Origin of the sequence: Roseovarius sp. (assembly GCF_040219995.1) — a bacterium.
Lineage (GTDB): Bacteria > Pseudomonadota > Alphaproteobacteria > Rhodobacterales > Rhodobacteraceae > Roseovarius.
Window position 1 is genome coordinate 1 of the sequence record NZ_JAVJUC010000011.1, and the last position, 19,146, is coordinate 19,146.

Annotated in this window: 20 protein-coding genes and 1 pseudogene; 15 read left to right on the plus strand and 6 right to left on the minus strand. The window is 52.0% G+C overall.

The window, feature by feature from the left end:
* A partial coding sequence (locus tag RID11_RS02260) for an ABC transporter permease subunit (RefSeq protein WP_350135630.1) occupies positions 1-213 on the minus strand: 213 nt, incomplete at its 3' end.
* Between the two features lie 226 nt (positions 214-439).
* Here RID11_RS02260 and RID11_RS02265 point away from each other — a divergent pair.
* Both RID11_RS02265 and RID11_RS02270 read left to right on the plus strand, forming a co-directional pair.
* Positions 440-1,426 carry a response regulator gene (locus RID11_RS02265; protein WP_350135632.1) on the plus strand — a complete coding sequence of 329 codons (987 nt, stop codon included), beginning with the start codon at positions 440-442 and terminating at the stop codon, positions 1,424-1,426.
* Positions 1,427-1,447: 21 nt separating this feature from the next.
* Complete coding sequence (locus RID11_RS02270) at positions 1,448-1,792, plus strand: Hpt domain-containing protein (protein ID WP_350135634.1); 345 nt, start codon at positions 1,448-1,450, stop codon at positions 1,790-1,792.
* 111 nt (positions 1,793-1,903) lie between these two features.
* On the opposite strand, the gene RID11_RS02275 is transcribed toward RID11_RS02270, so the two are convergent.
* Positions 1,904-2,893: a response regulator gene (locus RID11_RS02275; protein ID WP_350135636.1), complete on the minus strand. Its 990-nt coding sequence runs from the start codon at positions 2,891-2,893 to the stop codon at positions 1,904-1,906.
* Positions 2,894-3,313: 420 nt separating this feature from the next.
* Here RID11_RS02275 and RID11_RS02280 point away from each other — a divergent pair, with 420 nt between their 5' ends.
* From RID11_RS02280 to RID11_RS02295, 4 genes are all read left to right on the plus strand, one after another.
* On the plus strand, positions 3,314-4,321 hold the full coding sequence (locus RID11_RS02280) for a response regulator (protein ID WP_350135638.1): 1,008 nt from the start codon (positions 3,314-3,316) through the stop codon (positions 4,319-4,321).
* Between the two features lie 509 nt (positions 4,322-4,830).
* Complete coding sequence (locus tag RID11_RS02285; protein WP_502949333.1) at positions 4,831-6,045, plus strand: IS256 family transposase; 1,215 nt, start codon at positions 4,831-4,833, stop codon at positions 6,043-6,045.
* 476 nt (positions 6,046-6,521) lie between these two features.
* The gene (locus tag RID11_RS02290) at positions 6,522-8,270 is read left to right on the plus strand and encodes a PAS domain-containing sensor histidine kinase (RefSeq protein ID WP_350135642.1); all 1,749 of its coding nucleotides are present in this window, start codon (positions 6,522-6,524) and stop codon (positions 8,268-8,270) included.
* A 62-nt stretch (positions 8,271-8,332) separates the two neighbouring features.
* Positions 8,333-8,749 (plus strand): response regulator, encoded by a 417-nt coding sequence (locus RID11_RS02295; RefSeq protein ID WP_350135644.1) that lies wholly within the window; start codon positions 8,333-8,335, stop codon positions 8,747-8,749.
* Between the two features lie 142 nt (positions 8,750-8,891).
* On the opposite strand, the gene RID11_RS02300 is transcribed toward RID11_RS02295, so the two are convergent.
* On the minus strand, positions 8,892-9,872 hold the full coding sequence (locus tag RID11_RS02300) for a response regulator (RefSeq protein WP_350135646.1): 981 nt from the start codon (positions 9,870-9,872) through the stop codon (positions 8,892-8,894).
* A gap of 194 nt (positions 9,873-10,066) precedes the next feature.
* On the opposite strand from RID11_RS02300, the gene RID11_RS02305 reads away from it, so the two are divergent.
* Positions 10,067-10,237: a hypothetical protein gene (locus RID11_RS02305; protein WP_350135648.1), complete on the plus strand. Its 171-nt coding sequence runs from the start codon at positions 10,067-10,069 to the stop codon at positions 10,235-10,237.
* Positions 10,238-10,817: 580 nt separating this feature from the next.
* Here RID11_RS02305 and RID11_RS02310 read toward each other — a convergent pair.
* Positions 10,818-10,958: a hypothetical protein gene (locus RID11_RS02310; protein ID WP_350135650.1), complete on the minus strand. Its 141-nt coding sequence runs from the start codon at positions 10,956-10,958 to the stop codon at positions 10,818-10,820.
* Positions 10,959-11,491: 533 nt separating this feature from the next.
* Here RID11_RS02310 and RID11_RS02315 point away from each other — a divergent pair.
* The 4 genes from RID11_RS02315 to RID11_RS02330 all read left to right on the plus strand — a co-directional run bounded on the left by RID11_RS02315 (position 11,492) and on the right by RID11_RS02330 (position 15,244).
* Complete coding sequence (locus RID11_RS02315) at positions 11,492-12,226, plus strand: class I SAM-dependent methyltransferase (protein ID WP_350135652.1); 735 nt, start codon at positions 11,492-11,494, stop codon at positions 12,224-12,226.
* A gap of 25 nt (positions 12,227-12,251) precedes the next feature.
* Entirely contained in the window at positions 12,252-12,941 is a 690-nt protein-coding gene (locus RID11_RS02320) for an N-acyl amino acid synthase FeeM domain-containing protein (RefSeq protein WP_350135654.1), read from the plus strand.
* 232 nt (positions 12,942-13,173) lie between these two features.
* Positions 13,174-14,559 (plus strand): sensor histidine kinase, encoded by a 1,386-nt coding sequence (locus RID11_RS02325; RefSeq protein ID WP_350135656.1) that lies wholly within the window; start codon positions 13,174-13,176, stop codon positions 14,557-14,559.
* 346 nt (positions 14,560-14,905) lie between these two features.
* Entirely contained in the window at positions 14,906-15,244 is a 339-nt protein-coding gene (locus RID11_RS02330) for an E2 domain-associated cysteine-rich protein (RefSeq protein ID WP_350135806.1), read from the plus strand.
* On the opposite strand, the gene RID11_RS02335 is transcribed toward RID11_RS02330, so the two are convergent.
* On the minus strand, positions 15,236-15,844 hold the full coding sequence (locus RID11_RS02335) for a hypothetical protein (RefSeq protein ID WP_350135658.1): 609 nt from the start codon (positions 15,842-15,844) through the stop codon (positions 15,236-15,238). The two genes, RID11_RS02330 and RID11_RS02335, sit on opposite strands and share 9 nt — an antisense overlap.
* Before the next feature lie 87 nt (positions 15,845-15,931).
* Here RID11_RS02335 and RID11_RS02340 point away from each other — a divergent pair.
* A pseudogene (locus tag RID11_RS02340) lies at positions 15,932-16,330 on the plus strand (YHS domain-containing (seleno)protein); the annotation flags it as partial.
* Positions 16,331-16,550: 220 nt separating this feature from the next.
* Here the strand turns inward: RID11_RS02340 and RID11_RS02345 are convergent.
* Positions 16,551-16,742: a ribbon-helix-helix protein, CopG family gene (locus RID11_RS02345; protein WP_350135660.1), complete on the minus strand. Its 192-nt coding sequence runs from the start codon at positions 16,740-16,742 to the stop codon at positions 16,551-16,553.
* 121 nt (positions 16,743-16,863) lie between these two features.
* On the opposite strand from RID11_RS02345, the gene RID11_RS02350 reads away from it, so the two are divergent.
* The 3 genes from RID11_RS02350 (at position 16,864) to RID11_RS02360 (ending at position 19,091) form a co-directional block, all read left to right on the plus strand.
* Positions 16,864-17,355: a hypothetical protein gene (locus RID11_RS02350; RefSeq protein WP_350135662.1), complete on the plus strand. Its 492-nt coding sequence runs from the start codon at positions 16,864-16,866 to the stop codon at positions 17,353-17,355.
* Positions 17,356-17,439: 84 nt separating this feature from the next.
* The gene (locus RID11_RS02355) at positions 17,440-18,018 is read left to right on the plus strand and encodes a hypothetical protein (protein ID WP_350135664.1); all 579 of its coding nucleotides are present in this window, start codon (positions 17,440-17,442) and stop codon (positions 18,016-18,018) included.
* Positions 18,019-18,155: 137 nt separating this feature from the next.
* Positions 18,156-19,091 (plus strand): IS1595 family transposase, encoded by a 936-nt coding sequence (locus RID11_RS02360; RefSeq protein WP_350135666.1) that lies wholly within the window; start codon positions 18,156-18,158, stop codon positions 19,089-19,091.
* Positions 19,092-19,146 lie beyond the last annotated feature (55 nt).

The window sequence follows — 19,146 nt, forward strand, 5'->3', positions numbered from 1 at the left end:
CGAACTGCCGATGGCACGGGCTGAGGTGATGTATTCACGTTGCGCAAGCTGCTGCGTGGCACTGCGCACAACGATAGCAAAGCGGTCCCATAACAACAGCCCAATCACCAGGATCAGAAGCCAGAGCGAACTGCCGATCAGCGCGGCCACCACAAGAGCGACCAGCACCACTGGCAAGGTCAGCCGCACGGTGATGAAGAAATTGATGATCATATCCGGCCAGAGGGTCTCCGACAAACTCGGGGCAATTCACATCAGTGTCCGAATTTCGGGGGGCAGCTCATTAAGCTGGCGCATTCTTTCAGCAAAATCTCTAAAAACCTAAGGTTGCGCAAGGCGCGCGCCATGACCGCCTTAGTTTTGCCAAGTTCACATAGCATTTTATAGCACACCTCGGCCATGCATCGCATCCGAACCACTTCCTTTTGAAGGGGATAAGATGAAAATTCTCGCAGTTGATGACGATCCACTCATCTTGGAGCTTCTAGTCGAAGTACTCCGAGCGGCTGGCTTTTCTAATCTCTCGGTATGCCATTCTGCAACCGAAGCACTAGAGAAAATACATCAAGCCGATACCCCGTTCGATTGCTTTCTCCTTGATATCCAAATGCCCCGGATCGATGGGATCGAATTGACTGAGCAACTTCGCCGGATGGCATACTATCGCAACACCCCTATTCTCATGATCACTGCGATGTCAGACCGTAGCTACATTGACAGAGCGTTTGCGGCAGGTGCCAGCGACTATATCACAAAGCCGTTCGACGTTGTGGAGATCCACTCCAGATTGCGGTTGATTCAATCTCTGCTCGCAGAGCACCTCAGCCTCGAGGAGCGCAATCCCACCGCTCAGGAGAAGTCGCCAGCATCGATAGTTACTTCTGCCGACTTTGAAAAGCGGCTCGCTCTTCTAGATATCGACGGGTTCATCGACTATCTGGCGCTTGAAAACTACTTGATGCAAGTGTCACGAGTCTCGCTTTTCGGGATGATCACCTTTGGCATTGTGGTGCCAGATATGGCTCGCACATTCCGCGCGAGCAGCGTCTTTGAATTTGAAGCCGCGGTGAGTGACTTTGCAGAAGCTATTTCTGAAACCCTGAAACCCGAGAGTTTCTTTGCAAGCCATGCTGGAGAGGGCCATTTTGTTTGCGTGCTAACCAATTCGCACACGTTCGCCCCTGAAGAATTTGAACGACAACTGCACCAAACAGTACGCGAAATGGACCTTCATTTCTGCGACGGTCGCGCAATCTCGTTGATGCCCGTAGTTGGTGAAGGCAATTCGCTTCAGCTCAAGTCTTCGCGGGGCATATCCAATGCACTCGTTCACGCACTGCAATCCGCAGAGGAACGGGCGATAAATCCAAATGCACAGAATCGCGCTCCATCAGGCAAACTCATGCGCCTGCTAGGCTTTGGTTGAATTAGGCATCAGGAACAAATCATGCTTCAACAGAACACGGCCATTCGGCTTGAAAAGATTCGAATTCATTTTCTCACCGAACTCGAAAAACAGTATCTTGAAGTGGAAATGCTTCGCGGTCGTTTAGATCAGGTAGCCGATCATTCAGAAACGTGCTACGCGATAGGGCGTATTTGCCATAAGATCGCCGGGACTGCGGCGACCCTCGGATTTCCAGACCTAGGGAATATCGCTGCGGAAATCGACGATTTTGTTGCTTCGAATTATGCGAAGCGACCTGAAGCCCAATCTGAAATGCGCGACCACACGGACCATTTGTTGGTTCTTATGTCCCTTATTTTCGACCACGAATCCATGTTTGCATAATACTATCAGCTGTGAACACATGCCGACACACAGATCACATGCTGACAGCAACCGGAGCCGAATTGTTCAAGTCTGGCCCCCAAAAAACTGTCTGATCATGCACCAGACTTTCTAGCCCACAAGCTTGGAAATATATGAGGGAGCCATGTCCCCTGAGCGTTGATCAAGGCGCGCAACAGCAGCTTTCACGGCCCTCTTGAAGTTTAACTTTTGCGTCTTGTTCAACCTTATTGGATGACCCAAAACAATATGCTCGGATGTTAAGTCGAAGTGCCATCGTTGAGAGTAGTAGCTCTGCAGCTTGTCATGAATGGACGCTTGCGCACCCTCGGTTACAAACCTACTTCCAGTCGTGGTCGCACAAAGAATGGCGCCATTTCCCGCATGTGAAAGTAAAGTGTCTTCGGCACCAAACTCGGCTTTAAGCGCCCATGTAAATGCTTCGAAAAATTTCAAGAAACCTGCTGCGTCCGTACTTGCAAATATCCTGTTAATCTCCCGGATCCTGACCGCAAACAGATTGGCGCCGCAGCCTTCAGTTTCGGCGACTTTTTCAAGGTAGTTTTGAAATACCGAAATGGGTAGGAGTCCTTCTAGCTGGATTTGCATAGCTTTCGATGGGAACAGAGCATCGCTGTCTTGCCTATGATTGGACGATGCAAGAGGCGGTTTACAGCCCGTAATATTTCTCACAGCGATGTAACTATCTATCGCAGCCTGCCGCTCTTGAACGAGTCGCTCCGCAACATTAATCCGCGTGAGAACCTCGAAAGCATCAAATGGCTTCTTGATGTAATCAGTGGCACCGTTCGCAAAGGCCTGCGATATCGACACGTGATCTCTATACTTGGTGATCATAAGGATCGGAGCGCTATTATAAGCCTCAAGGGCTCTAATTTCTCTACATACCTCGATACCATTTATCTCTGGCATCTCGATATCTAGAAGTATGCAGTCGAAAGGCGGGTCTTCTTTTTGAAGAGTTTCTAACGCGGCCGAGGCTGAAGACGTTAATGTTAAGTCGTGGTGTCGCTCCTTTTGCAGAAAATCACTTAGCAAGTTCAGCGAAACCAGGTCATCGTCTACCGCTATGATCTTCATGTCGCTTTTAACCCCTGCATACTGCAGCCTCACACCAAAACTTGACGCCTGTCGCTACGCCCGCCACAATGTAACGTTAGTTTAACAGGCCGTTATGCACCTATAGGTGGTATTTCGAAACTTTGTTCAAATTATGGACGGCCTCACAAGGTCGGTAGAAGAATGCCACGAGGACAAACTGACTTAAGACCAAAGAGTGAGCCGAGTCAGTCGCAAGACTCTAGCCATGCAGATTCACAACTTCGCCCAACTCCTAACAAAGCAAACTCATAATTCAGAGTTTTCGACTTGCGTTCAAGAGCTTGCCTTCTCAATCACTAAAACAATCAAAAGACAAAACGCCCATAAAATGACATCATTCTGCTTTACTCAATCAGAAGCAGAAAAGCGGTCTCTATTTACCTGTGGTGAGCTTCGGCAATGCGAATTCTTCTTGTTGATGACGACGTCGTCTTTGCAAAGCTCGTAGTCACGAAACTCGCGGAGCTGGGCCTGCACGACGTGACCGTAGCTCACAGCGCCGAGGAGACCCTGGCCCTCCTCGACGAAGAGCCATCACCTTTTGACTGTTTTCTTTTGGATATCGCCCTGGGGGATTCTAACGGGATTGATCTGTGTCAGGATTTGCGAATGCGCGCCGACAACAAATTGGCACCCATCATCATGGTAACTTCGCAGCGCGGTAGCGCCCTGATGTCGCGTGCGTTTAGCGTAGGCGCGACCGACTTTATGCGCAAACCGCTGGATCACAACGAAGTTGTCGGACGCATCAAGACTGCAATGTTACTCGTTGAACTCACACGAAAAGCTAATGCGCCGATCGGAGCTACTGAGATTCCCCCGAGACCCAACTATCTCTCGAATGATAACGTTTCACTCAAACCTGTCTGGTTTCCGCAAATCAAGGGCATGGCACAGTTCTCTCGGTTCCAGAAAAATCTCTCAGAACTGCGCTCTCGAAATGAGACGCCAAAGCTATACCGTGCTCATATTAAAGATTTCGGCGCTTTCTTTAGGCAGCTCGACTTGACGGAGTTGAAGCGACATCTGCACACAGTAAGTTGTGTGATCTCTGACGTGGTAAGTGAAAAGCATTTCCTATTTTCCTATCTCGGTCGAGGCCAATTTATCATATGTTTGCAAGACGGTACTTCAAGAAACGTTGGCGAGACGGCCGTGAACTTGCAAGATCGAGCGAACCTTCTGCTGGATCAGGCTCGAGCTTCTGGGTTGATCGCTTTGCAGCTTCAGGTTTCTGACATCACCGGGCTACTTTCAGAGTCAGTGAATTCAATAACTTCTGATCGGCAGGAAGAGCACTCGCTAAACCAAGACGCGCTTGTTCTTGATCTGCCAAGGGTTGACGAAATCGAAGAGAAAATGTTTCAAAAAGCCTTCGCCGAAGAGAAGAAACAGGACGTGACCTAGCGAGTTGCAAGGAAGTCGAGGTATGTCGCGACAACTACAATCATAACTGTCAGTATTCAAACCTCGGGCGTGCAAAACCACGAGAATATGCCAACCAGTAAAATGAACTCCAAATCTTGAACAGATTTAAAGTACGAGCGCGCTCCTAAACCAGTTCAGATCACGGGGTTGTCTCTGTCGTTCGCCCTTCTAAGAGCTGAAGCGTGCGGCGCCCCCAATCGCATGGAGGCACCGCAACTCATAACCCGAATACACAACGCATGATTGGTAATCCAGCTCGGGCCAAAAAACAACCTTTAATTGTTTTCTGACACCCATCGAAGTACGGTCACTTTAACTATTTCGTTCCCATGATCACCCTTTCGAAGGGGGTAGTGCCCCACCGTGTGGTGTAAGAGGCCGCACGCGGAGCCTTTTGGCGTAGCGTAGCGTGCGGCCGGGCTGGCGGCCACCGCGCTTCTTCGTAGTCTGAGGTTGTTCAAAGACCGATGACAACGAAGGAGAGCACGATGACCGAGACCATGATTGACCTTCCGAGCGTGATCGCCAAGAGCGATGATGCCGATTTTCTGCGCGAGCTGATCCAGGATGCTGTACAGCGTCTGATGGACATCGAAGTGTCTGCTGTCTGCGGTGCCGGGCACGGCGAGCGCAGCCCGGACCGGGAGAACCAGCACAACGGCTACCGACCGCGGCAATGGGATACCCGGGCAGGCACCATCGGCCTGAACATCCCCAAGCTGCGCAAGGGCAGCTATTTCCCCACGTTCCTGGAGCCGCGCCGGACAGCCGAGAAGGCGCTGATGGCGGTGATACAGGAAGCCTATATCCACGGGGTCTCCACGCGGGCTGTCGACGATCTGGTGCGCGCCATGGGACTGACGGGCGCCTCCAAGAGCCAGGTCTCACGGCTGTGCGAGGAGATCGACGAGAGGGTACAGGCATTCCTGAACCGGCCCCTCGAGGGCGACTGGCCCTTCCTCTGGCTCGACGCCACTTATGTGAAGCTGCGCGAGGGCGGACGCATCATCTCGATGGCGGTGATAGTGGCCGTCGCGGTCAACACTGACGGGCGGCGCGAGATCCTGGGGATCACTGTCATGCCCTCCGAAGCCGAGACGTTCTGGGCCGACTTCCTGCGGTCTCTCACGCGTCGTGGGTTGCGTGGCGTGCAGTTGGTCATCAGCGATGCGCACGAGGGCCTCAAAGCCGCCGCACGCAAGGTCCTGGGCACCGGCTGGCAGCGCTGTCGCGTGCATTTCCAGCGCAACCTCCTCGCCCGTGTGGGAAAGACCAACAAGCCGGTGGTCAGCGCGGTGGTGAAGACCGCCTTCGCCGAAAAGGACCGCGATCAGGCACATGCCCGTTGGCGCGAGGTCGCCGACAATCTGCGCGAGCGGTTCCGCGATGTCGCTGAGCTCATGGACGAGGCCGAGCACGACGTGCTGGCCTATACGGCCTTCGACGAGAGCCTGCGCTCGAAGCTGCACAGCACCAACCCGCTGGAGCGCGTCAACAAGGAGATCAAGCGACGGACCAACGTCGTCGGGATCTTTCCGAACCGTGAAGCCGTGATCCGGCTCGTCGGCGCGCTGATGCTGGAGCAGAACGACGAATGGGCCGTCTCCCGTCGCTACATGCCGGTGGAAAAGCTGACCGCCATGTGCCACGATGAAAGTGAGACGGCGATGATCGCCGCTCAGTGGAAACAGCACCAGCTATGAAGAAGCAGGTGGACGCCAGTTCCTACACCACTCCTCGGGGCACTACCTCGAAGGGGCGCATTTGCAACAATTTTGAGCATCACTAATAATATCATGTAACACTTAACGCTCGGAAAATTCACTCTCCATAGGAGTATGAGCAGCAACAGGCCAAAACTGGAGCCTGATAGACCGTAACAATTTCCAACAATAATTTGACTGGACTACAACTGAGAAAATCTCTTTAAAATTGTGCTCGACATACTTGAGGGATACCTTCAGAGAACGTTTTTTCATAGCACTCTGTAGGATTCAGCACATTTTAGGATGAGGTACCTTAGGCGTTTAGAGGTTTTGCTTGGGAGTTCGAACGTCAAGGAAAGGCGTTGATCTCATCTAAGCCTGACAGGCGCCCTACTTTTGCCAAGTAATGAGAGTAGAGTTCTCTAAATCGCCTATGACGCCTGTGTATGTTAAAACGGTTCCGGAGTTGGTAGATGATCAATCTGTTTCGTTTCAATCGACCATTGAAGCTCAACCAAGCGATAAACGTCACGTTAATCACCGGCGGTGTTGTAGCCTTCGGGTTATTGGCGTCAGGCGTTGGCATAATTGAATTTACTTCAATACCAACCGGTATTGCCCAAGTGGTTCTTGCTTTCTTGTTAGGCTTGACCCTGCTGTTGATCTACAGACAACGCCGCGCACTCCAATTAGAGGAAGGCCGTATTGAAATAATCGAACGTGAGGGTCAAGCACTCACAGCCGCAACAGAAAGTCATCTACAAGTTTGCGAAATTGATGCGCAAGGCAGGATAGCTTCGGTCAATCAAAGTTTTGCGGATCGTTTCGGATATTCTGCTTCCGAACTTGTTGGGAAGCCGATCAGCATAATTTATGTGGGCGGTACATCAAATCGTGCTTATCGTGCTCTGCAAGCTTGCCTGTCGGAGAGTACGTGTTGGGCTGTGAGCGATGATGTGACGGCCGATGGTCATGGCCTTCTCTCTCGATGCACTGTCACTCCGGTTCTTGATCTCGCTCAATGCCTTGTTGGAGCAATCGTAGTTCGCACGGACAACAAGGATGCACCAAATTCCGACAAATCACGGTTTTTGAAAAACCTGTTCGACTACCTCCACGATGAAATTTACGTCTACGATACGGAATCTCTGGGGATGGTCTTTGCCAACTTATCGGCGCTTAAGGCCAGCGGCTGGTCAAATGACCAATTGGACCAGAAGAGCATACTCGACGCAGATCCTCATATGGATGAAAGCCTTTTTCGAGCACATGTAGCGCCCCTGTTTTCTGGAGAGAAAGATGTCGTTGTAATAGTTGTTGAACGAGGCACGAAGTTTGGCGAGATAACCACTCGACTTGCAGTTGGGGAAAATGGAGAGACACTCTTTATGTCCGTTCTGCGTGATGCTACCGAGCGCAAGAAGATCGAGCGAGCCAAGGCGGAGGCGGTGTCGGTCGTAAGCCATGAGATGCGCACTCCACTGACTTCAATCAAAGGATCGCTTCGACTGTTGCATTCGGGGGCTCTCGGCATCTTTGACAACAACGCCAAGCAAGCTTTGGATATCGCCGTACGCAATACAGAGCAGCTACTCCTTCTAGTCGACGACATCTTAGATCTGGAGAAAATCCGGGCGGGCAAAATGAAAATGGACAAGGCACCTGTCGACCTTGTGGCGCTTGTCGATGAAGTCGTCGAAATGAACAGGGGGTATGGGGACGAGTTGCGCGTCAACTTCCAGTTCGAGACAGACCTCACCGACGCGATCGCAAGTGTGTCCGCGGCACGATTTACACAAGTGCTGGCAAACCTTCTATCAAACGCAGCAAAATTCACACCTGCGGGGGAAACCGTTCAAGTCATGCTAGATCCTGAAAATGGTTTCTGGAAAATATCCGTGACGGACAAAGGGCCCGGAATTCCTGAGGAAGCGTACCACATGGTCTTCGCAAGTTTCGCTCAATTGCGCAGCCCAGATGGAAAAGAACGCAAAGGAACAGGCTTGGGGTTGGCTATTGCTCAGAGAATAGTTCATGCACATGACGGGGAGATCGACTTTGTGAGTAAATGCGGCGAAGGCACAACATTTTTTGTAAAACTACCCATGCACAAAATTCAATCTCAACAGCTTGATCACGCATTTAAAGTAGAGGGGACGCTGGAAAGCCTCAACAACCCTGGGAAGATTCTATTAGATGATGCTGAACCACTGGAAATTTAATCTTTGTCATGCGAGTTATTTCTATATTTGGCTGAAGTGCGACACACTAGAAGGGCGGCGTGATGAGAGAGTTGCAGCGAATACTGCACGTAGATGATGATGATGACATTCGAGCTATAGCAGCTATGGCTCTGGAGTTGATTGGTCTATTTGAGCTCCTGCAATGTGCTTCTGGCAAACAGGCAACCGAAGAAGCGGCATCTTTTAGTCCAGACCTTCTGCTTCTGGATTACATGATGCCCGATATGGATGGCAAAGAGACACTCTGCGAGCTCCAGAAACTTCCCGGCCTAAATGATGTACCCGTTGTATTCATGACAGCGCGGGTCAACGAAGATTTGTCAAACGATCTTCGCCGCGATGGTGCGTTGGGCGTCATAGCAAAGCCCTTCGATCCGATGGACCTCGCCGCTCAACTCCGCGCACTCTGGCAGATTCATAACGATGTTGAATCTGAGAGGGCGGTGTTGGGAAGCTAACTTCCAAGGTGCCTCTCGAACGGAGCCCCAAGGTAAACGTCCCTGACCTTAAAACGATTTTGCGGATGACATCCGCGCTTATACTTGGATTCCAAAATTACGAAGCAAGGCGCTAGCGTATTTGGGGGCAACTTCGCATTGCCTAGATCTTGGTGCTGAAAAGCCGATTTGCCTCGTCTTCGAACGCGGGTACCGGTCTATCTGTACAACTTTTTAACCTTTTAGTTTCTTGTCGCAAAAGCCGCACTGCTTCCGAGGGAGCCATAATCCTACGGTTGGACAAGGATGTGACAATCAGCGCATCGCTCTCCCAATTAAGTTTGGCCCGCGGTTTTGTATGGAAGTCTAGTTTTTCACGGAGCCTCGACTGCAATAACTGCGGAACAACAGGAGTGCGTGCCATCAGTGCGCAAGTGAACTTTCCATATCCGACGTAAGAAAAAAGGAGCCGCTGAGACATCAGAACACGTGGAATGATGCTTGCCGTCATATGCACCAAGTGGAGGGCTTCGTGATGGTTTGCACTTTCTGCGACTGCCTCGAAACCCTTGAGCTCTACCGTGAAGAGACTGACGGCATACAAACTCTGATCCATACGGAGGAAGGTGTTTTCCAACTCGAAGTAATCACGCATTGAGCGAATTTTGGAGAAGGTGATGCGAGTGCCGGGATGGAACCCATTCAACTCGCCGTCAATACTTGGGTTTTCGTAGACTGTCAGCACTGGCGCAGCTTCCCTTTTCAGAGATTCCACCAGAAGGGATGCCGTGTTGATCCGGGCGGCAAGCTCTAGAGAGTTCAATGGCTTATGGAGAAAATCTGTCGCCCCTGCATTAAATGCTTGCCGCATCGCGTGTTTGCTATCCGAAGATGTCAGCATGATAATCGGGGCCAATCGGAAAGCTTGTCTGGATCGAATCTCCGAACAAAGCTTGATCCCATCTGTACCAGGCATTTGGATATCCAGAACGAAGCAATCGAAATAGGGGTCTTCGTTATCCAAAAACTCAAGTACCAGGTCCGCCGATGACGCTTGAACAACCTCCTTGAAGCCATTCTCCGCCAAGCTCATTTCAAGCAAATCGAGAAAAGTACTATCGTCATCGACAATGAGAATTCTCATGGTTCCATATCCTGCCAGCTTGCAACTCTAGATCTCTTCCGCTCACCTTATGGTTGGATTTTGATGATGGCATTTTTGTGGGACCGTTTGGCTCATAATGTGGTGCATTCTTTATTGAGCCTCCATGGCCGAACTGTAAGCCTCCGGCGTCGACTGTCTGATTCCGGCATAGATCCGATGGTAAGTCCGACCTTATGTCCGACTTTATCAGTCGCTCCAAGTTGAAGTTTTTTCCGCCGTCGATGGTGATCGCCGCCGGTATTGGTCAGATGACGACAAACTGCGCATTTTGGAGGAAAGCTTTATCCACCACGGCCGGGCGGCAGCCAAAGCGCGGCGACATGGCATTTGCTGATCACTGCTGACTGTCTGGCGGCGGCAGTATCAAAACGGTGAGCTTGTTACTTCTCGCCCGGTATCGTTCGCGCCGGTGACCGTGTACGTGCCGCTCACCGCCTGCATGGCGACGACACGACCGAGCCACTTCCGGCACGGGTTGGTGCGAAAAAGGCCCGGCTTTGGACCTATGTTCGTGATGACCGGCCTAGGAACAGGGCGCACCGCTCGCCGCTGTCTTCCACTTCTGGCGAGGCAATAGGGGAGGCCGGTTTCGGAAGTGTGCTGCACTGCTAAGGCATTCTGGCATGCAAGTTAGTGCCGGTCGCATTGAGCGGTTGTGGAGAAGATAGGGTCTCGACGTTCCGTCAATAAAACCGAATAATGGTCGCCTTTGCTAAATGGCGGGTCATGCATGCGGCTCGGGCCGGAGTAACGGACCCATGTTTGAATCTATACCTTTGCGCATTTCTGAGCGGATGCCCGGGCCTGTCTCATGCTGAGGGATAGTGGGAGAGTTACACCTACAATCAAATTGAAACAGTCAGATCAGGCTGCTCAAATCCAACGTGCCATCCAAGTGCGATATTCTTGATTTCGAAAATAATTCTAAACTTCCTCTTCGGAAGCAGACTTGAGAACCGCCATCGCCGACGGGGCCGCGTTGACGTTGTGATGAGTTGCGATGCCTAGAAAATGCATGACGAGATCAAGCATGGCCTGGTCGTCATCGAATGCGTGTACTTTCATTCCGCCTCCAGATTCTTTCCGCCCAATAGATTCGCCGATTTATCGCTCAGAATTGCGGTGGCATTTTGTCGGGTCAGCACAATTTGCGCTCGGAATTAGCCTTCGTTGCCTCTTTTGGAGCACATTTTTGTTGCTGCGGACCCCAGGCGCTGTGGAGTGGGTGGGGATGTCGCAAGCGGTCGAAATGGCGAGCTCACCTGGCGCCAAAATGCTTAAAGTTTCAGTCGATCCACGCTGCAATTTCAGGTTGTTCGTTGATTTTAAAGTATGTTTTTTGACGATGCTTAAACTACCTATGATGGAGTTTTACCCAGAGATTGCCTAGGTCGCAGGTACCAGTGGGCAGGCAGCCTGTTGCGAGATCAGAAACGTTGGAGCCTACTCGGGCACATTGTTGACAAAAGCCCTTGCAATATCAGCTTCGTCACGTAACCTGCTGTTAACAAAAGAGGTCGTGTAGCAAGCCATTCCCAATCAAATCTTGGAGTCTCTCTTTCATGCCGTCACACGCGAGTGCTGAGGGGCGTAGCCCCATGAATTTCAACAGGTCTAAAGTCGATGACCGGTCGGCATCTGTCGATTGGAGCGCCTATGCAGTTGCCTACGACCTTCTGTCTGCACACAACCCAGAGTATCAGGCGCTTATGCACGAGTTCGAAGATTTTCTTGAAGCAATAAAGACACCGCGCTTGATCTATGACATCGGCGGCGGAACAGGCAACTATACCGAAATCGCAGCTCGCACCTGTCCCGAGAGCGAAATCCGCTTGGTTGAACCCGATGCAGGCATGATCGGCTTGGCAAGAGCCAAATTGGCAACTTGCGGGAATATCACATACGACACGCGAGCGATTGAAGAGATTGATGGGCAGGGTGCTGCCGATCTTGTCATATGCGTTCACGCACTTTATGCGATGCCTGAGCACGAACTACGTTTACGCGACCTGCGGCGGTTGCTCCGTCCCGGCGGATGGCTTTACCTCGTAGATCTCGGTCGTTACATGAATGTAGCCGATTGGCGCAGGTATCTTTTCTCAAACTTGAAAAAAGAACGCGGGCTGCTCGGCGCGCTTCAGGTGTTCTGGCAGGGGCGAGAAATCGCCAAGCAGAACAAAGCTATCCTCAAAGCACAACAGGAAGGCGTCTACTGGACGCACACCGAGGCAGAGATAGCATCGGTCATCGCTTCAGCGGGTTTCGAGATCTTCAGGCAGAAATCCGTGTATCGCGGCTATAGCGACCTCCTCGTGTGCAAGGCAATGCCATAGTCGCGCACGAATGGAAGGACCCATCATGAAAAAGCAAGTTATCGAGGCGCTGAAGCACTCTCGCTATAAGGTTTTCACGGAAAGCCAGGACCTCGAGGAGGTATATCGTCTACGCTACAAATGCTATCGTGCCGAACGGTCGATTGCGGAAAACGAGCGCGGAATCATGGCCGACGCATTCGACGAGACTGCGAATTGCGTCCACGTCGGGGTTGAAATGGATGGGAAGGTTTTGGCGTCGGTGCGGCTGCATCTTGTGTCGAAGCTCTGTCTCATATCGCCGACGCTGGAAGTTTTTCCCGAGGTTTTGGATAATCTCAAGCGCGGACAGACGGTTCTCGATCCGACCCGCTTCGTGATCGATCCCGAGGCCCGAAAGAATCGAGTGCCATTGCATTTTTTGGCTCTGCGCATCCCGTTTCTCGCTGCTATGTTCTACGACATCGACTTGGTCCTTGCCCCAGTGCGGCCAGAGCACGCCGCGTTTTACCGCCGCTATCTCGGCTATGACGTGGCGATGAAGCCTCGCAGTTACCCGGGTTTGAAAAAGCCCGTCCAGCTTTTGACCGCCAAATTTCGTGAGCAGCGCGGCGCGGTTCTGGCACGCACGCCTGTTTTCGGTCCTGTGGACGAAATCCCACATTCCAACATTGTATTCCCGGACCTGTCGGAGGTTTATATCGCTTCCAAGGAGGGTCGTTCCCGAGCGGCGTGACCACAGCAAGGCGTGCGCCTTGGGTGGGGTCACATATGGTGATCGATGCCCAAGTGTGATTGCGGCACATGCCGCCTCAAGCAATACAAACTTTCTGGACTCTGCCTCAGATTGTGCAAGTAAAAAGCCGCGTCTTGCCTGTAGAGCGGCTGATTTTCAACACATTGGCGCTATAACGTTAAAACTTACCACAGCGGTAGAGGTACGCATGAAGCACCTAAAATCGTTTTGGGTGACCAGGGTCGATTGGTTCAGCTCTGACGGTCGCGAACAGAGGATCAAGGATTACATACTCCTTGCCAATCAGCTTGTTTGGAAGCGGCAGGCGAGCTTCTTAGCTGCGGCCGTGCTGACGGCGTGCTACTTTGACCCCATCTCCATATTCGCTTTCTATGGAGTCGTGGTCCTTACCGAGATGCTAGACGTGCTTCTCGGGCGCCAGTCCAGAGCTTGGGATGGTCAGGACCCAGTTATGGGCCGACAGATTCTCAAACGCATCGCCCGCAACACAGTCCTAAGCGCTACCGCGATCAGTTTTTTTGTTATCAATATTGCTGTTCAGCAGACATCAGGTGGGCATTTCACGCCTCTCTTCTTCCTATTCTCTGCGTCGGTCTTCGCGGCAATGTACAATAGCCAAATGATCGGCATTCTGCTTTTGCGTCTGTGTATCTACGCTTTCGCGTTCCTATACATCGCGCTTCTCGATGTGTTGCGTTTTCTCCCGCCGCTCAGTTCCGTAATATGGCTGGAGTTCTTCACGATTATCTTCGTGCTCTACTTTATTGCCGACATATCAGTGAAATTCTATCTTAGCTATCAATACCGGCTTGACCAAATGAAACTCATCAAGGCGGAACACGAAGCAACTAAGGCTGCCTTGGAGGTCAAGACACAATTCCTGTCGACTGTCAGCCACGAGTTACGAACGCCGTTAACCTCAATCATGGGGTCGCTAGACCTAGTCAACAATGGAATACTTGGCGAGGTGCCTGATAATCTAAAGCCCGTCATCGGCATGGCGGCCAAGAACGGGCATCGGCTTGCCAACCTGATCGACGATCTGCTCGATCTGCAAAAGATCGAAGCAGGCGAGATAGCGTTTCATTTCAAACCGGTCGACGCGAACGACTTGGTAAATGAGGCCGTTGAAGCGATGGCAGGGTATGCTACAAAGTTGGGGATCCATGTCACTACAGTTCCCTGCGATGAGGATTGCCGTTTCATGGGCGACCGAAGTCGCCTGATACAGGTTATGAATAATCTGCTGTCGAACGCCCTGAAATTTTCGGAAGAGGGCAGCACGGTAAAAGTGTGGGTGGATATCCTTGGCTCCCGCATACGTATTTCAGTCCAAGACGAAGGAGTTGGTATTCCAGAAGGTGCCAAGGACCGCGTGTTTGGAAAGTTCAGCCAAGTAGATTCCTCCGATGTGCGCAAGGTCGGCGGCACTGGTCTTGGTCTCAACATCACCAAGCAGATCATCGAGCGCCACAAAGCCACGATTGATTACGCCAGTGAACTGGGCGTCGGTTCTACCTTTCGTATAGAATTTGACCGCCTCACAGAAAGAGGAGGCGCACGCGTTGGCCAAGACAAGGGCGCGCAAGCGGCCTGATGGTCGTCAGCGGATCGTCCGTCATGGCTATGGGCCGGAGCGCAGCATTAGACCGGAATCGAAGCGCTCGATGTGCGCCGCCTGAAGGCACGCGGCCGCACGGTCGCACCAGATGACGAAAAGGGGCGATCAAGATCATGAACCGTCCGTAGGGGATTGCCAACTTGTTTTCGCCAAATTGAGAGGGGCGAGACGTCAGCCTGTTATGGAAAACGGTGCGGAGCCGCAAAGCGGTTCTCCAAGCCGATGAAGGCTCGATTACTGCGCGATCCAAGCCGCGCATATTCAGGTCGCTATGGAAGCACTGGCCGAACCATTGGGATGGAATGACGATCTGTGGCTGGCGATGTTTCGTGGCAAGGGATGGTTGGCCGACCGGTTGCCGCGCATATCCAAGGAGCGTGACCGCGTCTTGAATGCACGCTCGCCCTGTCCACGAGGTTGCACGTGGAAACACAAACTCTTGCACAAAGACTCGTGCAGGATCTCCGAGTGTTATTCAGGATGCAATCGACTCCATAAGCCGATCTTGCGTATGGAGTGCCCTAATCGAGCAGTCATTGAGGAGCTGGTTTTGCGCGAGTACGAGCGGCAGCGTATAGAATCCAAAATTTTCGATGAATTGAGAAAGCAAGGAAAAATTTGTTGCGGCTCCATGAAGCACTGCCCGTTAAAATCAAATTGAGCTCCCTACGAACCTTTTTACATTTTGCCCTGTTGCGCATTGTTCAAAATGGGGAAGACTGAGATCGCCGACAAATTTTGCAATGCCGCTTGGCCGAGAGTAGTTCTCGGAAAGAAAGATGATAATATCATAGGACTTGTTTATGATCCATTCCATCCTAGTCCTATCAAATGAAACGACCTCATCACGTGATACGCCAGCAATATTTATATTATCCTGGATATGAACTTTATTCCGAAATTTCCTGATTACGTGCAAATCGTCGTATATATCTCCTACCATTCCATTTAGCATATTGTACTTCCTGAAAACATCGATTGTGTTGTTGAATTTGTCGATTTTCTTGCCCGCAATCTCTTGCCTGTCGGCTTCAACAATATTCGGTACGCCCTCCCGGTTATAATGCTGTGCGCGGAAGACTATCTCGGCCATCGAAGCCTCTACGATGGACCCGGCCTGTAAAGACATCATCTTGTTAAATCGTCCTTCATCGTTGTTCTGCGCAAGATCGGAAAGTACGACAGAATTGTAGACGAGGTTATCACCAACCTTGAAGTCTCCAACAAAGTTGCATGGGACAGTTTCTATGGTCAGAGGCATTGTACGATCTCCCAATGGTTATCTCTTGTTATCGTATCGCAGGAATGGGCAAGAGAAACCTGATTAGCGCACCCTCACGGGGTCGACCCGGTGTCGATGTTTGGCGACCAAGGGCCGTTGACCGGCGACGCCTCACTCACCTCGAGCCATGACGGCATAGACTACTACTTCGCCTCTGCGGCGGCAAAGCAGGCGTTCGAAGCGAGCCCGACAAGCTACCTGCCTCAATTCGGCGGCTTCTGCGCCTTTGGCGTCTTCGTCGGAAAGAAGCTCGATGGTGATGTCCGCTATGCCGATATCGTCGAGGGCACCCAACCACGCCAAGAAATACTAAATTTACCGAAGTCTGTAACGGTATGTGTTGAATTGTATAACGGATTTGTTGAAGCCTGTAACGGTGTGTGTTGGCAGATTGGTTCAACATTTCTGTTATGTTTTTCAACACGCAGAGTTACAGATTGTAGGAGTAATGGGGAGAGCAGCTAGAAATCTCAAATTGAATTTGTTCGCTTCTTGAAACTCCCAAATCTGAGCCAGCACCAACCCTGACAATTTTGTAGCCGAGTATGGGAGCGAGTTTCCGCATTCAGGAGAAGTCATTGCCTATCTGATTTCACACAGTGCGTATCAGCAAGAAGACCTCTAATTGATGTCCCAATGGCGACCCACGATTACACGCGGCATTCGCTCTCTGATCGCCAGAAAATTATGAGAGACCTGAGTCCTCTGCTTTAGATTTATGCTCTAACCATTCTGCAAGAATGCGGCGGATCATTTCCGGACGGGTTGGAATATCTTTTTGGTTCCGCCTCTCACTATCAATGACCTCTAGCATATCGTTCGATAGACGTAATGTCACAGCTTTGGTGTCAGTTTTTGGACGTCCGAATTGTGTCATTTCAATGATCCCAGAATCGGCTATTGACTTTATGATGTCATGATGCCACAGTATTGCAAGCGAGGCAAGAGCAGCAACTCCTGCCCCGCTCTAATCACAAAGATCTGCAAGGGAGATCCTCATGAATAAAAATATTACTACCACCAACACTTTGGCTTCGAAAGGCGCTGACAAGGCGCAGACGGATTTGTTTGATCATTACTGCGAACTCGTGACCCGGATGTTCATGGCCCTCGAAGAAGAGGAATGGGCCACGGAGACAGCATGGGACACTGCCTTTGGACGGTCTGTATCTGATGCCGATGCCGCATGGAAACTGGTCGCGCTGCAGGCCGACACCGTGACAGCCATGTCACCACTCTCGGCAAATGACTTGCTTCTTCACCGCCTGGCAGGGCTGGTTCGGCGCGCGCTCGCGGCGACCAATCTGCCCGAGTTGCAGTGGGTACAGGCGCGGGCGAGGCACTGCATGGCGCAGGCGCCGATGGCTCTCGCACGCCCGGTGCTGGACCTCGGCCGGGAAACCGTGACCTCCATCGGCCAGATGATCGAGCATGTCCTGGCCTGCGATGACGATCAAATGTCAGAGCCCGCATTGCCGCTGGCCGCCTGAGTTTCCGAAATTCCCGAACACTCAATTTACCCGGTCGGCGCTGTTGCGTCGACGGGCATCCATCACATTCAAAAGGAATGACATATGTCCAAACAACTGCTTTTGAGCGGTTTCGAAGAGCTGTTCTCTTCACGCCCGCCGCCCTCCGTCACTGACATCAGACGTTTTCCGGATCTGTCACGCGATACGCTGACGCATAATGCCAAGTGGTTTGGCCTCGCGGGAGAACATCTTGTCGACAGCATTCTGCTGCGCTTCGGCATCTACACCTCGCAATTGCCGGAGATGCTGCCCGCTGACCGAATTGTGTATCATCCGAATGGCGGCCTGCGACTACAGATCAAGACCTGCTGTCGGTCGCGGGGCGGCTACTTTCACTTCAACCTGGTTAAAGGGTATCACCGCTCACCAACCGGCGTGCAATCCTATGCAACGAGCGACTTCGATCTCGTGGCTCTCGTGGCCTTGTCGGAGAACGCCGTGAAGTTCACCGCCGAGCGGCATCAATCACATCGTGTTGCGGTGTCCGAACTGACTGCATTGCGGGCAGACCCCTGCGCCAGCCTTGAGCGCGCCATCGATGATCTGGGGCTGTCGGATACAAACATGTCCGAGGCCACACCTGCAGCGTTGTCAGATGAGGGGGCTGCCCATGACCAATAAGGCTCTACGCAACACAGCACCCCAGACCGGCTTCGCACTGGAGCTTGCGCGCTCTACCGCACAGTGCCTTTTTAAGGCGATTATATACTTGAAAAAGCAACCGCCCGATTATACATAAGGTTCAAGGAGTTGATACCATGAACCTGACTGACCCAATTTTCACCGACAAAGACGCCGCCAGAGAGTATCTGGAGGCTTCCCGCTGGGCCGATGGTGTGTTTTGCCCTCATTGTGGCGGCACCGAGAAGTGCAAGAAAATGGAAGGCACGAAGCATCGCCCCGGCCTTTACCAGTGCGGCGACTGCCGCAAGCAATTCTCTGTCACCGTTGGCACTGTGTTTGAGCGCTCCAAGGTTCCGCTTAACAAGTGGCTCCTTGCCACGTTCCTTATGGCTTCCTCCAAGAAGGGCATGTCTGCCCATCAACTGCACCGCACCATTGGCGTAACCTACAAAACCGCATGGTTCATGTTCCATCGCATTCGTGAGGCTATGCGCAACGACGACCCCGTGTCGTTTGGTGGCGGCGGCGGCACCGTCGAGGTGGACGAAACCTTTATCGGTCACGACAAATCCAAGAAGCCGCGTGGTTCCAAGAAGGGGCGCGGCTACGCACACAAATACAAAATCCTGTCCCTTGTTGACCGCACGACCGGCATGGCCCGCTCAATCGTCGTGGACGATCTTAAGCAATCGACGCTTTTGCCGATCCTGCAAGAGAACATCGACAAAGAAGCCGTGATCTATACCGACGAAGCGGGGCAGTATGTGAACCTCAAGCGCGATTTTGCCTCGCATGATTTCGTGCGTCACGGCGCTGGCGAGTATGGGCGCGGCGACGTTCACACGAACACGATTGAAGGTTACTTCTCCATTTTCAAGCGCGGCATGAAGGGCGTCTATCAGCATTGTGGCCGTCAACACCTGCACCGCTATGCGGCGGAATTTGAGTTCCGCTATAACAACCGCGCCAGCAAAGAAATCGACGACACGGCCCGCGCCGCTGCGATCCTTAAAGGGGCAGAAGGCAAGCGCCTCACCTATCGGCGGACTAACGCACGGACGAGTGCCTAACCAGCGCTGGTCCCGAAAAGGGTTTCAACGCTTCCTTGCCAGAATCCTAAGAGAA

Bases quoted from the DNA above. Each gene is read 5' to 3' on its own strand.
- RID11_RS02300 (WP_350135646.1), bottom strand. From the start codon at position 9,872: ATGAGAATTCTCATTGTCGATGACGATAGTACTTTTCTCGATTTGCTT.
- RID11_RS02315 (WP_350135652.1), top strand. From the start codon at position 11,492: ATGAATTTCAACAGGTCTAAAGTCGATGACCGGTCGGCATCTGTCGAT.
- RID11_RS02320 (WP_350135654.1), top strand. From the start codon at position 12,252: ATGAAAAAGCAAGTTATCGAGGCGCTGAAGCACTCTCGCTATAAGGTT.
- RID11_RS02280 (WP_350135638.1), top strand. From the start codon at position 3,314: ATGCGAATTCTTCTTGTTGATGACGACGTCGTCTTTGCAAAGCTCGTA.
- RID11_RS02345 (WP_350135660.1), bottom strand. From the start codon at position 16,742: ATGACACAATTCGGACGTCCAAAAACTGACACCAAAGCTGTGACATTA.
- RID11_RS02295 (WP_350135644.1), top strand. From the start codon at position 8,333: ATGAGAGAGTTGCAGCGAATACTGCACGTAGATGATGATGATGACATT.
- RID11_RS02290 (WP_350135642.1), top strand. From the start codon at position 6,522: ATGATCAATCTGTTTCGTTTCAATCGACCATTGAAGCTCAACCAAGCG.
- RID11_RS02355 (WP_350135664.1), top strand. From the start codon at position 17,440: ATGTCCAAACAACTGCTTTTGAGCGGTTTCGAAGAGCTGTTCTCTTCA.
- RID11_RS02335 (WP_350135658.1), bottom strand. From the start codon at position 15,844: ATGCCTCTGACCATAGAAACTGTCCCATGCAACTTTGTTGGAGACTTC.
- RID11_RS02360 (WP_350135666.1), top strand. From the start codon at position 18,156: ATGAACCTGACTGACCCAATTTTCACCGACAAAGACGCCGCCAGAGAG.
- RID11_RS02350 (WP_350135662.1), top strand. From the start codon at position 16,864: ATGAATAAAAATATTACTACCACCAACACTTTGGCTTCGAAAGGCGCT.
- RID11_RS02270 (WP_350135634.1), top strand. From the start codon at position 1,448: ATGCTTCAACAGAACACGGCCATTCGGCTTGAAAAGATTCGAATTCAT.
- RID11_RS02275 (WP_350135636.1), bottom strand. From the start codon at position 2,893: ATGAAGATCATAGCGGTAGACGATGACCTGGTTTCGCTGAACTTGCTA.
- RID11_RS02265 (WP_350135632.1), top strand. From the start codon at position 440: ATGAAAATTCTCGCAGTTGATGACGATCCACTCATCTTGGAGCTTCTA.
- RID11_RS02305 (WP_350135648.1), top strand. From the start codon at position 10,067: ATGTCCGACTTTATCAGTCGCTCCAAGTTGAAGTTTTTTCCGCCGTCG.
- RID11_RS02285 (WP_502949333.1), top strand. From the start codon at position 4,831: ATGACCGAGACCATGATTGACCTTCCGAGCGTGATCGCCAAGAGCGAT.
- RID11_RS02330 (WP_350135806.1), top strand. From the start codon at position 14,906: ATGTTTCGTGGCAAGGGATGGTTGGCCGACCGGTTGCCGCGCATATCC.
- RID11_RS02310 (WP_350135650.1), bottom strand. From the start codon at position 10,958: ATGAAAGTACACGCATTCGATGACGACCAGGCCATGCTTGATCTCGTC.